At 41.7% G+C, this 13,488-nt stretch carries 15 protein-coding genes; all 15 read right to left on the bottom strand.

Going from position 1 to position 13,488, the window contains the following annotated elements; translation table 11 throughout:
• Positions 1–53 precede the first annotated feature (53 nt).
• Complete coding sequence (gene msrB / locus CO686_RS02715; RefSeq protein ID WP_049478901.1) at positions 54–1,166, bottom strand: peptide-methionine (R)-S-oxide reductase MsrB; 1,113 nt, start codon at positions 1,164–1,166, stop codon at positions 54–56.
• Between the two features lie 9 nt (positions 1,167–1,175).
• Positions 1,176–1,739: a redoxin family protein gene (locus CO686_RS02710; protein WP_000759253.1), complete on the bottom strand. Its 564-nt coding sequence runs from the start codon at positions 1,737–1,739 to the stop codon at positions 1,176–1,178.
• 13 nt (positions 1,740–1,752) lie between these two features.
• A complete protein-coding gene (ccdA2, locus tag CO686_RS02705; protein WP_096753465.1) occupies positions 1,753–2,463 on the bottom strand; it encodes a thiol-disulfide oxidoreductase-associated membrane protein CcdA2 in 711 nt (236 codons plus the stop codon).
• A 163-nt stretch (positions 2,464–2,626) separates the two neighbouring features.
• On the bottom strand, positions 2,627–3,178 hold the full coding sequence (locus CO686_RS02700; RefSeq protein WP_096753464.1) for a GNAT family N-acetyltransferase: 552 nt from the start codon (positions 3,176–3,178) through the stop codon (positions 2,627–2,629).
• Between the two features lie 393 nt (positions 3,179–3,571).
• Positions 3,572–4,396, bottom strand: coding sequence for an NAD(+) synthase (gene nadE / locus CO686_RS02695; RefSeq protein ID WP_049501521.1), 825 nt, complete (start codon positions 4,394–4,396; stop codon positions 3,572–3,574).
• On the bottom strand, positions 4,393–5,853 hold the full coding sequence (locus tag CO686_RS02690; protein ID WP_096753463.1) for a nicotinate phosphoribosyltransferase: 1,461 nt from the start codon (positions 5,851–5,853) through the stop codon (positions 4,393–4,395). The genes nadE and CO686_RS02690 overlap by 4 nt, the downstream gene beginning before the upstream one ends.
• Before the next feature lie 116 nt (positions 5,854–5,969).
• On the bottom strand, positions 5,970–6,458 hold the full coding sequence (locus tag CO686_RS02685) for a DUF6773 family protein (RefSeq protein ID WP_000797158.1): 489 nt from the start codon (positions 6,456–6,458) through the stop codon (positions 5,970–5,972).
• Entirely contained in the window at positions 6,448–6,657 is a 210-nt protein-coding gene (locus CO686_RS02680; RefSeq protein ID WP_001107502.1) for a helix-turn-helix transcriptional regulator, read from the bottom strand. The genes CO686_RS02685 and CO686_RS02680 overlap by 11 nt, the downstream gene beginning before the upstream one ends.
• 197 nt (positions 6,658–6,854) lie before the next feature.
• Complete coding sequence (locus CO686_RS02675) at positions 6,855–7,265, bottom strand: GNAT family N-acetyltransferase (RefSeq protein WP_070800019.1); 411 nt, start codon at positions 7,263–7,265, stop codon at positions 6,855–6,857.
• A gap of 99 nt (positions 7,266–7,364) precedes the next feature.
• Positions 7,365–8,729, bottom strand: a complete 1,365-nt coding sequence (locus CO686_RS02670; RefSeq protein ID WP_000097710.1) for an amino acid permease — start codon at positions 8,727–8,729, stop codon at positions 7,365–7,367.
• A gap of 76 nt (positions 8,730–8,805) precedes the next feature.
• Positions 8,806–9,288 carry a transcription elongation factor GreA gene (gene greA / locus CO686_RS02665; protein WP_000818754.1) on the bottom strand — a complete coding sequence of 161 codons (483 nt, stop codon included), beginning with the start codon at positions 9,286–9,288 and terminating at the stop codon, positions 8,806–8,808.
• A 62-nt stretch (positions 9,289–9,350) separates the two neighbouring features.
• On the bottom strand, positions 9,351–11,102 hold the full coding sequence (mltG, locus tag CO686_RS02660) for an endolytic transglycosylase MltG (protein WP_096753462.1): 1,752 nt from the start codon (positions 11,100–11,102) through the stop codon (positions 9,351–9,353).
• A gap of 74 nt (positions 11,103–11,176) precedes the next feature.
• On the bottom strand, positions 11,177–11,680 hold the full coding sequence (locus tag CO686_RS02655) for a GNAT family N-acetyltransferase (RefSeq protein WP_000702422.1): 504 nt from the start codon (positions 11,678–11,680) through the stop codon (positions 11,177–11,179).
• The gene (locus CO686_RS02650; protein ID WP_049550520.1) at positions 11,677–12,144 is read right to left on the bottom strand and encodes a GNAT family N-acetyltransferase; all 468 of its coding nucleotides are present in this window, start codon (positions 12,142–12,144) and stop codon (positions 11,677–11,679) included. The genes CO686_RS02655 and CO686_RS02650 overlap by 4 nt, the downstream gene beginning before the upstream one ends.
• A 9-nt stretch (positions 12,145–12,153) precedes the next feature.
• On the bottom strand, positions 12,154–13,488 hold the full coding sequence (gene murC / locus CO686_RS02645) for a UDP-N-acetylmuramate--L-alanine ligase (protein WP_000048076.1): 1,335 nt from the start codon (positions 13,486–13,488) through the stop codon (positions 12,154–12,156).

Below are 13,488 nucleotides of genomic sequence, written 5' to 3'. Positions count from 1 at the left end.
CTTACTAGTATCAGTATAGCAAAATTCTCCACTAACTGCTTAGGAAAGACTTCTTAATCGACATAATCTAGTAAATAGGCATAGCCTTTTTCTTCCATTTGGTCTTTGGGAATAAATCGGATAGAAAGACTATTGATACAGTAGCGCAAGCCACCCTTGTCCTTAGGCCCATCTGTAAAGACATGGCCAAGGTGAGAATCTCCAACTCGACTTCTCACTTCCATGCGCGTCATATTGTAAGACTTATCTTCCTTGTAAGTGACAACATCTGGACTAATTGGTTGGGTGAAACTAGGCCAGCCACAACCAGACTCAAACTTGTCTTTTGATGAAAAGAGGGGTTCGCCAGTTGCCACATCCACATAGATACCAGATTCGAATTTATCCCAGTAGCGGTTTGAAAAAGCTCGTTCTGTTTGATTTTTCTGGGTAACTGCATACTCCTCAGGTGACAAGGTCTTTTTCAATTCCTCATCGCTTGGTTTAGGATATTTGCTGGCATCGATGACGGGATAGGCAGCCTGATTGACATTGATATGACAGTAGCCATTTGGATTTTTCTTGAGGTAGTCTTGGTGATAATCCTCCGCCACCACAAAATTCTTCAAGTTTTCCTTTTCAACTGCCAGAGGTTGGTCGTATTTCTTAGCAACTTCATCAAAGACTTGGTTGATTACTTCCAAATCCTTTTCATCTGTGTAATAAACGCCGGTACGATACTGGGTCCCCACATCATTTCCTTGTTTATTTTTGCTGGTTGGATTGATAATGCGGAAGTAATGAAGCAGGATTTCCTTGAGGGAAATTTGATTAGCGTCGTAGGTGACATGGACGGTTTCCGCATGACCTGTTTGGTTAATCAATTCGTACTTGGTTGTTTCCCCTCTACCATTTGCATAGCCTGAAACGGCATCGGTTACTCCAGGCACGCGTGAGAAGTATTCCTCCACTCCCCAGAAACATCCCCCAGCTAGATAAATTTCGTGCAAGTCTGCATCCTTACTCACTTCAGTTTTTTTCACTGTTTTTCCTCCTTGGCTAACGGATGCTTTCTCAATTTGCGAGCTGTCTGTCTGCCCTGCATTTCGCATCAATAGAAAATAGAAACCGGTTAGGACTAGGAGAATGACCCCTGCCAAGACAAACAATTTTACTTTATCATTCATAGCCTTTCTCTACCCCATTTCTTTCAATTCTTTCAAAATCATATCCTTATCCATAAAACCTGGTTGCGTTTTGACCAGCTTGCCTTCCTTGTCTATAAAGGCTTGAGTCGGGTAAGAACGGACACCATAACTTTCCAAGAGTTTACCTGATGGATCAATTAGAACTGGGAAATTTTTATAATCCAAGCCCTTGTACCAATTCTTAAAGTCCGCTTCTGCTTGTTCACCTTTGTGTCCAGGAGAGACCACTGTCAAAACTACATAGTCATCACCAGCATCCTTAGCGATTTCATCCGTATCTGGAAGGCTGGCTAGACAGATGGAACACCAAGAAGCCCAGAATTTAAGATAGACTTTCTTGCCCTTGTAATCAGATAAACGATAGGTCTTACCATCTACTCCCATCAGTTCAAAATCAGCAACCGCCTGACCTTTAGTCGCAGTTTGCGAACTGACTTGTTCTGTTTTGGATTGCTCCTTCATAGTAGACTCGTCTGACATGTTTTTAGCCGAACAGGCTGCCAAGCAACAAATTGAGCCTACTCCAAGGAGACATGTTTGCCATTTTTTCATTTCTTTTTCCTCTCTATTCAAATAATGTAGTCAAAATGGAAGCATTTCCCAAAAGCACCAAGATTCCCATCAGGATAATGAGGAAACCACCCACTTTTTTGAGGATTCCGAGATAAGGATGGAGTTTTCGGAAATGTTTCAAAACATAGCTGGAGGCGAGAGCTAGAACTAAAAATGGTAGCGCCAATCCCAGCGTATAGACTAACATGAGACCAGCTCCCTGCCAAGCTCTTGAACCGCCTGAAGCCGCCAAAGCCAAAACAGAGCCCAAAACCGGCCCTACACACGGTGTCCAAGCAAAACTAAAGGTCAACCCCAGTAAAAATGCCTGACTATAGCCATTAGCATTTTGACCCTGTCTCTTTAATTGTAGCCTTCTTTCCTTGTAGAGTCCCTGCAAATGTAAAACATCCATCTGGTGCAAGCCCAAGAGAATGATAGTCGCACCCGTCACATACTGAAACCAAGAAGCATACAGCAAATTGCCTAAAAAACCAGCTCCATAACCCAGTAAGATAAAAACAAAGGAAATCCCCGCTATAAAGGCCAGAGTTCGCAATAAACTTACAACTGAGATTGAAAATTTTCCGCTAGAAGCCTGAGCATCATTCTTTTCATCCAATAAGACCCCTGCATAGACTGGCAACAAGGGTAAAATACAAGGAGAAAAGAAGGAAAGAATTCCAGCAAGAAAAACACTAATAAAAAAGATTACATTGTCCATTGCCTTCCTCCATTCTTTGATTTGATAGGTCTATTATATCCCCAAAACTCCAGAAAAAACAGGGACAATGATAGGGAAAAATAGGAATTTAATCAGTTTATTTAGAAATCTGGCACAAAAAAAGCCAGACAAGGTCTGACTTTGGTAGAAACAGAAAAGAGAATCACCTGTCCTCCCTACTTATCTGGTAATAAATAAGGTCCGCAACGTAGTCTTTTCTCTCCACACCATTGGCAATGGTTTTTAGATAAGACATTCCCGCTTTTTCCATAACACGGCCTGAAGCTAGATTGAGACTAGCGTAACGAGCTCTGACTTTTTGAAAGCCTGCTTGAGTAAAACAAAAATCTAACACAGCTTTCAAGGCCTCTGTCATCATACCTCGGCCCCAAAAGTTTTTTCCTAAAACACACCCAATTTCACAAGAAGAATCGTTCTTATCCATTGCAACGATGCTAATATCTCCTATCGCTTGCTCTGGGTTTTCTTTGAGACAAATGGCCCATTTGTAATAGTTGGGATTAGTATAGGATGCAACCCAATTTCGAATCGAGTTCCGAGTCACCTCGACATCAGGATGAGGATCCCAGGTGACATAGGCCAGATTCTCAGCAGATGAAGACCAATTTTGAAACATAGCTTCTGCATCACTCTCCACAAATCTTCTCAAGATCAAACGTTCTGTCTGTAATATTTGCGTACCGATTGCTTTCATGATGTTACCTCACTTTCTATCCTTGGAATTAGGTTTATACTTCCATTGCTCTGCCTTACTTCTCTATTCAAGACTAGAAGCGAAGAAGGTCCCCTCGGACCTTCCTCGTTTTCTCATTTCTAGGCTCAGGGTAAAAAGACTATACTCAGTAACAGCTAGGAAACAAGTGTTTTATCTAGTCCCATGACGCAGTCGCTGTCTGGTTTGAAATGCGCTTTACCAAGCTTTTTCAAACCTAGTCATCGTTGCGGGGGTGAGACAAGGAAAATCGAACTCTTCGAGTTACCAAATCTGCCTCGCTTTCTCATTTCTAGACTCGGGCTAAAAAAGTTCCCCGGACCTTCCTCGCTTTCTCGTTTCCAGGCTCGGGGTAAAAACCTCCACTGGAGGTTTTTACTCCCAAAAGTCATCAAATACGGTGATTGGTAGGTGACGTTTGTGTTGGCCTTTGTGCCACCAGTTTTCGATAGTTGCTTGGGCTTCTGGGCTGATGGTTTTACCTTCGAGGTAGTCATCAATTTCATTGTATGTGACTCCCAAGGCTACTTCGTCTGCAATACCTGGTTTTTCTTCTTCCAAATCTGCTGTTGGGATTTTTTCATAAAGGGCTGGGTCTGCACCAAGTTCCTTCAAGAGTTGTTTTCCTTGGCGTTTATTGAGGCGGTAAAGAGGGAGAATGTCTGCACCACCATCACCAAACTTGGTAAAAAAGCCTGTGATATTTTCCGCAGCATGGTCTGTTCCAATGACGGCTCCGCTATGGGCACCCGCAAGGGCATAATGGGCAATCATACGACTACGAGCCTTAATATTGCCCTTGTTGAAGTCTGAAACAGGACTTCCTGTCGCTTCAACTGCTGCTGTCATAGCATCAGCTGATTCCTTGATATTTACAACTAGACTGACATCTGGCTGGATGAAAGCAAGAGCTTTTTGAGCATCTGCCTCATCTGCCTGCACGCCATATGGCAGGCGGACAGCAATAAATTGGTAGCTGTCATCTCCTGTCTCTGCTCGCATTTCTTCCATAGCTAATTGCGCCAAGCGCCCTGCCAAGGTTGAGTCTTGTCCTCCAGAAATCCCTAGTACAAAGGTTTTAAGGAAGGGGTGTTTTTTCAAGTATCTTTTTAAGAAGTCAATCGAACGACGAATTTCTTCCTGGGCATCAATCACTTGTTTGACGCCCAGTTGCTGGATAATGGTCTCTTGCAAACTCATTCTTCTTCTCCTTCACCAAGGGCTTCCTTGCGCATCTTGTCAATCAAGTCCATCTTATCTTGCCAAATATCACGCGCCAAATCTACTGGATAGTGCTGTGGATTGAGTACCCGTTTGTACTCATCCCAAAGCTTGTCAAATTCCTTGCGAGCATAGGCCTGAATTTCTGTTAAACTAGGCAAGTTGTAAACTAATGTTCCTGCTTTGAAAATATCCACCAAGAGAGGAACAGCATCAAAGTTTCGAACGGTCTTTTTGATGTAGGTATAGGTCGGATGAAACATCTTGATTTCTGTCATGCCGCTCACATCCACACCATCATAAGTAATGTAGTCACCTTCTGACTTGCCTTTTTCACGACTGGTAATGCGCCATACTTGCTTCTTACCTGGTGTCGATACTTTTTCAGCATTGCTTGAAAGCTTGATGGTATTGCGCATCTGACCATTCTCATCTTCGATAGCCACAATCTTATATACTGCTCCAAGAGCTGGCTGGTCATAGGCTGTAATCAGCTTGGTACCCACCCCCCAAACGTCAATCTTAGCGTGTTGCATTTTGAGGTTAAGGATAGTATTTTCATCGAGGTCATTGGAAGCGTAAATTTTGGCATCTGGATATCCAGCCTCATCTAACTGTTGGCGAACTTTCTTGGAAATATAGGCTATATCCCCTGAGTCGATACGAACGCCTTTAAAATTGATCTTATCACCTAACTCACGCGCCACCTGAATAGCAGCCGGCACACCGATACGCAAAGTGTCATAAGTATCTACTAGAAAGACACAGTCTCGATGGGTTGACGCATAGGCCTTAAAGGCCTTATAGTCGTTTCCATAAACCTGTACCAAGGCATGAGCATGAGTCCCCAATACTGGAATACCAAAGAGCTTCCCTGCTCGCACATTGCTAGTCCCGTTGGCCCCACCAATCACGGCTGCGCGTGTTCCCCAGATAGCTGCATCCATTTCTTGCGCACGACGTGTCCCGAATTCCATCAAAGGCTCATCTTCAATGACTGAACGAATACGTGCTGCCTTGGTCGCTATCAAGGTTTGAAAGTTAACGATGTTTAAAAGAGCCGTTTCGACCAATTGGCATTGGGCTAGAGGTCCTTCCACCTGCACAATCGGCTCATTAGCAAAAACCAAGTCCCCTTCTTGGGCAGAACGAACCGTCAACTCCAACTTAAGATTGCGGAGGTAGTCTAAGAATGCCCCATGATAGCCAAGCGACTCCAAGTAGGCAATATCGCTATCTGAAAAGCGCAAGTCTTTAAGATAATGTACAATTCTTTCCAAACCAGCAAAAACTGCATAGCCGTTCTGAAAAGGTTGCTGACGGAAATAAACTTCAAAGACCGCCTTCTTATTGTGAATTCCTTGGTCAAAGTAAACTTGCATCATGTTAATCTGGTACAAGTCCGTGTGCAATGTCAAACTATCATCTGGATACATCTGTTTTCCTTCTTCCTACTTTACAAAGGTATGAACGTATTCTACAACTTTCACACCATCCGATAAATTAGTACTATTATAACACATTTTACTGAGATTGATAAAAAGCTAACAAGCTATTCTCCATTCTCCAGTTCATCCATATCTTGCTCAAACTTTTTTTGAGCCCATTCGCCATAACTTTTAAGCCCAAGATTGCCGATAAAAACCCAAGGAAGGTAAATCAGATAAGTAATAACCCAAGCAGACAAATATTTAAGGTTCAGAGGATTGTGCTGATAAATTTCGATATTGAATTGATAATTCTGCAACATCAAAAGAGTCGTAATAGCGAGAGTTACCAGCAAACACCCTCCAATCGTAAAATGAAAACGACTATAGTAGTTCACACCCAAATCTCGAGCACGGCCGAAAAAGTAAGAAGTTCCAATAATGATAATGATGAGAATCATTATCGGATTAAAAAGACTTGGTGCTAATACTGTAATCATATAAGATAAAAGCAAGAAAGCTATAGAGATATAGAAACTTTCAGCCCCCGCTTTATTCATCAGTTGTTCTTCTCTTTCGTCTAGTAATTGATAATAAAAAAATCTATTTTTCATCTTCTTCCTCCCAAAATAATTGATCTAAAGTTTTGCCTAAGCATCTGCAAATGGACTGGCAAAGGGAGAGACTAGGATTGTATTTCCCTGCTTCTATCAAGCCTATAGTCTGCCTAGTAACACCCACAGCCTCTGCCAAATCCCCTTGTGTTAAATCACGCTCCACCCGAGCTAATTTTAATTTTAAGTTTTTAGCCACTAGCGTCCTCCTTCAACATTTTAAAAAGTTGCGCTTCTTTTAAAAACATTATACCATATATCTAACTTAATGCAATATATAAATGTCATTTTGTAAGATTTCATTAACAAAAAACTCTCTATCATCTTACATGATAAAGAGTATTCGTTCTTTTTTGATACTTAGCTAAGTTCCTCTCCAAAAGAAAGAAGTCTAGGTCACAAATCCTTTTGGTAATAGTATCTTTGTCCTGTGTAGGGATAATCTTGCAAGGTAAAGACTTCCTTGTAGCCATGGCTTATATAAAAATCTGGCGCTTGAAACTGGTAAGTATTCACGAAAGAAAAACGACAGTTTCGATTCTTGGCTTCATTTTCTGCTCGCTGCAATAGTTTCGAACCGATTCCTTGTCCCCGTAATTCCTCTCTCACAAACAAATATTCGATTTCCAGCCAATTTCCGAAAGTCTCAGCTACTAAGCCCGCCATGAGATTGCCCTTTTCATCTTCGAGATAAAGATTCAGTGGCTCGCTCTCAGCCTCTTCTCTTTTGGAACGATTATAAGCACGAATCAAATCCCCTATTTCCTGCGCTTTATGCGACTCCTTATTTTCCAATCTAACGTGCATCCAAACCTCCTAATAAACTACCACAGCTTGATTATAGTCTTATTTCGATGGACTGTCAAACTAGAAAAACTCACCAAACAGAGTTGATGAGTTCATGATTTATTTTCTAAATTTCCACTGACTATAAATCCCAAAAACAAGGATCCAGATGGCAGAACCAACTGCCCCCATGAAGGTAGACTCTTGCAAAAAGAGAGTCACGAAAACAAAGACAAAAAAGAGAATGGTTAGGGGATTAAGCAAGCGATACTGAGGCATAAGGTAGCCATCAGCCATGAAGTCTTGTGACTTGCGGTATTTGAGATGAGCCACCATAATCAAGATATAAATCGCGATGTAAACACCTGATGAGGATGCGGTGATCAAAGCAAAGGCATCTGAAACACCTGGTAGCACGTTGATAAAGGCAGCCAGAGCAATCAAGATCGCTGAGGCGATGATGGCATTTTGAGGTACATTGTGGCGAGAAAGGGTATCGACCTTGATGGCCTTTAAGAAACGATTTGGCGAATCATGGGCAATCTGATATAAGTGTCTCCCTGTTGAGTAGAGAGTTGAGTTAAGAGCAGACGCCGCTGATGTCAAGACAACAAAGTTGATTAGAGCCGCCGCCCACTTGATCCCCGCCAGTTCAAAGACCGTTACAAATGGAGAATCTGAAGAATTAAGATAAGACCAAGGAATAATGGCCATAATCGCAATGAGAGCTCCCCCGTAGAAGAAGATAATTCTGAGAGGAATTTCCTTAACAGCTTTGGGCAAGACCTGACGAGGGTTCTTTGTTTCAGAAGTTGTTACCCCGATAAACTCAATCATCAGATAGGCAAAAAATACCATTTGAAAGGCCATGACAAAGTTCATAACTCCGTTTGGAAAAAGAGAGAACTGGTCGCTGATATTTGCCAAGCTTGCAACACCATGCGGTGTCTTAAAGCCTGTCAAAACCATAAATACCCCAGTGGCAATCATGGCTAAAATCGCCACAATCTTGACCATAGCAAACCAAAACTCGACTTCTCCAAAGAGCTTAACCGCAATCAGATTGACCAAAGCCAAAATCGTTAAAAAGACAAGCTGAATCATCCAGCTAGGCCAGGTAGGGAACCAGAAGCGGACATAGTCTGAGATGGCAGTGATTTCTGCCATACCGATAAAGACAACTGACAACCAATAAGACCAAACTGAGAAATATCCCCAGCCTTTCCCCAAATGACGGGTGATAAAGTTGATAAAGGTATGTTGTTCTGGATCCTGATACAGCATCTCCCCAACAGCCCTCATCATCAAAAACATAAAGGCTCCAGTAATCATGTAAATCAGGATGATAGAAGGTCCTGTAAGGCTGATAGAGCGACCAGCACCTAGGAAAAGTCCGGTTCCGATTGTTCCCGCAATGGCCATCACCTGAACATGGCGATTGGTTAAACCACGCTCCATTTTATTTTTCTTCTTATTTGAACTCATATAGTCTCCTATTTATCCAAAAAACCAAAAAGGAGTTGAGCAAGGTAAAACCTTCACTACTCCTTTTTCATCCTATTTAGGCTGTTTTCTCAACCTTTAAGATTTTGACATCATAGCTACCAACCGGTGTTTCAATCGTTGCAGTATCGCCAGTCTTCTTGCCAATTAGAGCACGGCCAATCGGACTTTCATTTGAGACTTTACCAGCAAAAGCATCTGCACCTGCAGAACCGACGATGATGTAGACCTCTTCTTCGTCTTCACCGAATTCTTGGATTGTTACTGTTTTACCGATTGCTACCTCATCTTGGGCAACTGCATCGCTATTAACAATTTCAGCATAGCGAATCTTTGTTTCTAGACTTGAAATTTGACCTTCAACAAAAGCTTGTTCATCTTTCGCCGCTTCATACTCACTATTTTCTGAAAGGTCTCCATAGGAACGAGCAATCTTGATACGCTCTACGACTTCGGGACGTCGGACGAGTTTCAACTCCTCTAATTCTTTTTCTAGTTTTTCCTTTTCTTCAAGGGTCATTGGGTAAGTTTTTTCTGCCATTTTTTTAACTTTCTTTTCTATTTACTTTTTTAAAACAAAATTATGTGGAAAACCACATAATTTTAGTTTGAACTACTTGCTTGAGGTAACTTGCTATTGATATGCTCTGCAACGTTTTGATCATGTTCTTCTTTTGTTGTTGCAAAGTATACTTTACCATCTTCAACATTGGCTACAAAGTACAAGTACTCACTCTTTGTCTGGTTTACACTTGCTTCAATCGCATCCGAACTTGGGCTATCAACCGGTCCAGGCATGAGGCCAAGATTTGTATAGACATTATATGGTGAATCAATCGTTGTATCAATTCCAGCGTCATCTGCTAAACTAATCTTTTGACCAAGTTTTCCTTGAGCATATAGGATAGCGATATTACTTTGAAGTGGCATACCAACATTCAAGCGGTTATAGAAGACACCTGCGATCTTCTTGCGGTCTTCGGTCTTAGCACCTTCTTTTTCGACAAGAGAAGCAATGCTGAGCAATTCATTAACTGTCAGATTCTTTTCTTTGATCGTAGCGTAATATGGTGACATAGCCTTATCCATAGCAGCCACCATCTCATCAATCAAACTTTCAACAGTTGTACCGTCTTTGATCGTATAGGTAGCTGGGAAAAGGTAACCTTCAAGACGATAACGAACGCCACTGTCTTTTGTTGGAAGACTTCCAAGTAGGTTTGGATACTTGGCTACTAATTGTGAGATAAAGGTCTCATCTTGAGCTTTTGCCAAGAAAGCATCCGCAGTAAGAGGTTCTTTAAATTCACCTTGAAGTTGTCCTACTGTTTGAGCGATTTGCTCTAATGTATAGCCTTCTGGAATTGTCAAGTTTGCAAGAACAGGTGCCTGAGCTTCAGGAGTCCCACCTTTTTCCAATTCTTGAATCAACTCATCCGTACTCATACTCTTCTTCAAGTTGTAATAACCTGACTTCAAGTTAGCATGGCTATAATATTTAGCATAAAGACTAAAGATAAGGCCATGTTTAACCAAACCAGATTTTTCCAAGGTGCTTCCAATTTCTTGAACATTTGCACCGTCTGGGATTTGAACCGTTACGTAGTCTTTAGAGCTCGCATCCACAGGTTTCAAGGAATCTTGAACGTAACCATAACCAAAGTAACCACCAACTGCAACGAGTACTAGGAGAACTAGAACTGTTACTAGGCAACCTTTAGCTTTTGATTTTTTCTTTTTCTTAGTTGGTGTTGCACCTTGACGACGACTACGACGTGGAGCATCAGCTAATCCACTGCTAGATTCTGTAGAAACAGGCTCAACTCTTTCAGGCATTCCTGGGGTGATTTCCTCTTTCTTGTCTTCTGTTTTATAGGTTACGGCAACCTTAGTCGGAGTATCGTTAAATTCTTTTTCTTCGGGTTTAAGCTCAACTGGTTCTACCTTAGGTTGAACAGGTTCCACTACAGGTTCTTCAGCCAGATGAATCGGCTCTACTAGAGGTTCTTCAGATTCTACAACTTCAATCTTGTCAATGATTGGCTGTCTAATCTCTTTCTCTTCTTGGTCATCCGTTTCATCAGTTCTAGCACTTGAAAGTGGAGGAACACTTGGTGCATTTTTTAGGATTTTATCGACAACAGATAGGGAATCAGCCATCAACTCTTCTGTTGACGTTTCTGGTTCAAGATCTGAAGGAGTTGCTGAACTAGCTGGAGATGATGAAGCCGTCAGATTTGGAATCTCTACTTCTTTCTCTCTTTTATCTTGTTCTTTTACTCTTTCTAAATCACGTAGAATCTGCTCTTTAAAGCTTAATTTTTCTTCTTCTCTTGATTTTTCAGTCAAAAGCATTACCTCCTTGTTGACAATCCATAATATTATATCTTAAAAGTCGTAAAAAAGCAACCAACTAGGGCATTCCCTAGCTAGTTTTCTTTATTTTCAGGCTGCCAAACCATATCATACCAGGTTTCCCCAGCAAAGCTTGACTGGGATAATCCTTCATTAACAAAGCCATGTTTTTCGTAATAGGCGATAAGATAATCATGACACGTCAGATTAATGCCCTCTCGTTCATGTTCTAAAGCGACCTCTTTCAGAGTCTTTAATAGTCTTTTCCCAACTCCCAAAGCTTGTGCTTCCTTAGCAATAGATAGGCAAGTCACAGAAATATAACCTCCAGGTTGATGGCTATAGTCTTTTATTTCTTCTGTAAAGGACTGATCATGTAGATGGCGGTGTGGGACGACTGGACCTTCGATATAACCAAGAATACGCCCCTCCTTTTCAGCTACCAGAAAACTGGTCTGAATTTCCCGCAAATGCGCCTCAAAGACGGAACGAGGAATGGCCTCTTCAAGGGAGAAATTCTCTAGCTCTATCTCTATAATCCGATCTAAATCTGAAAATCTTGCTTGTCTGATTTTCATATTTCCTCCTGATAAAAGGGATTTGCCCATATCAGATACCATTCAGAACCACTGCAATAATGACTATCGGTCACTTCTTCTTCAACAAAGCCATTCATTTCAAAATATGATAGTAGTTCATCAGGACTCTGCAAAAGAATACCTTGGTGATTTAGTTCGACTGTCACCTGTTTCAAGGCCGCAAGAAGAAGAGTTCCCAGTCCCTGTCCCCAATGGTCAGGATGAATAGTCAATGATTTTATTTCTATCCATTTGGGATGAATAGACTGAGCTTCTCCTAAAATATAGCCTAAGAGCTGATTTTCATCCCCAGCTACAAGAAAGGTACCCGCAGTCTTGCGGATACTCTCTTCTAAAGATTGGCGGCTAAATACCTCTTCTAACGAAGGATTGGCTTCTTCAATCGCCAACATTTCGTCTAAATCTGATAAGGTGGCTTGCCTTATAGTGATTGGAATTTCCATCTGTTTCCCTTATTGGACGTTGCTTGTCAAATTAGACAAGAGACGTTCAAATGAATATTCATAGGTTTGGATGTCTCCTGCACCCATAAAGACGTAAACAGCATTATCATGGTCTAAGAGAGGAGATACATTCTCAACAGTGATAACCTGGTGTTTCTTGTTGATTTTATTGGCTAAGTCTTCTACTTTGACATCACCATGGTCCACTTCACGGGCCGATCCATAGATTTGCGCTAGGTAGACGGCGTCTGCTTGATTCAATGCATGGGCAAATTCGTCCAACAAGGCGATGGTTCTAGTAAAGGTATGCGGTTGGAAGATTGCTACGATTTCCTTACTTGGGTATTTTTGACGAGCTGCATCCAAGGTTGCAATGATTTCTGTTGGATGGTGGGCAAAGTCATCAATGATCACTGTATCATTGACGATTTTTTCAGTGAAACGACGCTTAACACCTGCAAAAGTTTTTAAGTGTTCACGGACCAAGTTCAAATCAAAACCAGCTGTGTAAAGAAGACCAATAACAGCTGTCGCATTCATGATATTGTGACGACCAAAGGTTGGAATGTGGAATTGACCCAACTCTTGACCACGGAAATGAACGGTGAAGGTCGAACCAGTCGTAGAACGAAGAAGATCGCTAGCTACAAAGTCATTGCCCTCAGCTTCAAACCCATAGTAATAGATTGGCGCATTGGCTGTGATCTTACGCAACTCAGCATCCTCACCGTATACAAACAAACCTTTGGTAATTTGTTTGGCATAGTCGTTAAAGGCATTGAAAACATCCTCTAGACTTGTAAAGTAGTCTGGATGGTCAAAGTCAATGTTGGTGATGATAGAGTATTCTGGGTGATAAGGCATGAAATGGCGCTCATATTCGTCTGATTCAAAGACAAAATATTTGGCATTGGCTGAACCACGACCTGTCCCGTCACCAATCAAGAAGCTGGTGTCTGTGATGTGAGACAAGACGTGTGACAGCATACCTGTTGTTGAAGTTTTTCCATGAGCTCCTGCCACTCCCATGCTGACAAAGTCGCGCATAAAACTACCTAGGAATTCGTGGTAACGTTTGTAGCTGATACCATTTTGGTCCGCATAGGCAATTTCAACGTTGTTATCTGGACGGAAGGCATTTCCCGCGATAATCTCCACATCACCTTGTAGGTTCTTTTCATCAAAAGGAAGAATCGCAATCCCTGCCTGCTCTAGTCCACGTTGAGTAAAGTAATATTTTTCAACGTCTGAACCTTGAACCTTGTGTCCCATTTGGTGCAACATCAAGGCTAGGGCACTCATCCCTGATCCCTTGATTCCAATAAAATGATATGTTTTTGACAT

It is taken from the genome of Streptococcus oralis (genome assembly GCF_002386345.1).
In the GTDB taxonomy this organism is placed as follows: domain Bacteria; phylum Bacillota; class Bacilli; order Lactobacillales; family Streptococcaceae; genus Streptococcus; species Streptococcus oralis_S.
The sequence above is the reverse complement of the archived record's forward strand: the minus strand, read 5'-3'. Positions and strand labels throughout refer to the sequence as shown.

Excerpts from the sequence above, each read along its gene's own strand:
- msrB (WP_049478901.1), bottom strand. The coding sequence starts at position 1,166 with ATGAATGATAAAGTAAAATTGTTTGTCTTGGCAGGGGTCATTCTCCTA.
- CO686_RS02710 (WP_000759253.1), bottom strand. The coding sequence starts at position 1,739 with ATGAAAAAATGGCAAACATGTCTCCTTGGAGTAGGCTCAATTTGTTGC.
- ccdA2 (WP_096753465.1), bottom strand. The coding sequence starts at position 2,463 with ATGGACAATGTAATCTTTTTTATTAGTGTTTTTCTTGCTGGAATTCTT.
- CO686_RS02700 (WP_096753464.1), bottom strand. The coding sequence starts at position 3,178 with ATGAAAGCAATCGGTACGCAAATATTACAGACAGAACGTTTGATCTTG.
- nadE (WP_049501521.1), bottom strand. The coding sequence starts at position 4,396 with ATGAGTTTGCAAGAGACCATTATCCAGCAACTGGGCGTCAAACAAGTG.
- CO686_RS02690 (WP_096753463.1), bottom strand. The coding sequence starts at position 5,853 with ATGTATCCAGATGATAGTTTGACATTGCACACGGACTTGTACCAGATT.
- CO686_RS02685 (WP_000797158.1), bottom strand. The coding sequence starts at position 6,458 with ATGAAAAATAGATTTTTTTATTATCAATTACTAGACGAAAGAGAAGAA.
- CO686_RS02675 (WP_070800019.1), bottom strand. The coding sequence starts at position 7,265 with ATGCACGTTAGATTGGAAAATAAGGAGTCGCATAAAGCGCAGGAAATA.
- CO686_RS02670 (WP_000097710.1), bottom strand. The coding sequence starts at position 8,729 with ATGAGTTCAAATAAGAAGAAAAATAAAATGGAGCGTGGTTTAACCAAT.
- greA (WP_000818754.1), bottom strand. The coding sequence starts at position 9,288 with ATGGCAGAAAAAACTTACCCAATGACCCTTGAAGAAAAGGAAAAACTA.
- mltG (WP_096753462.1), bottom strand. The coding sequence starts at position 11,102 with ATGCTTTTGACTGAAAAATCAAGAGAAGAAGAAAAATTAAGCTTTAAA.
- CO686_RS02655 (WP_000702422.1), bottom strand. The coding sequence starts at position 11,680 with ATGAAAATCAGACAAGCAAGATTTTCAGATTTAGATCGGATTATAGAG.
- CO686_RS02650 (WP_049550520.1), bottom strand. The coding sequence starts at position 12,144 with ATGGAAATTCCAATCACTATAAGGCAAGCCACCTTATCAGATTTAGAC.
- murC (WP_000048076.1), bottom strand. The coding sequence starts at position 13,488 with ATGTCAAAAACATATCATTTTATTGGAATCAAGGGATCAGGGATGAGT.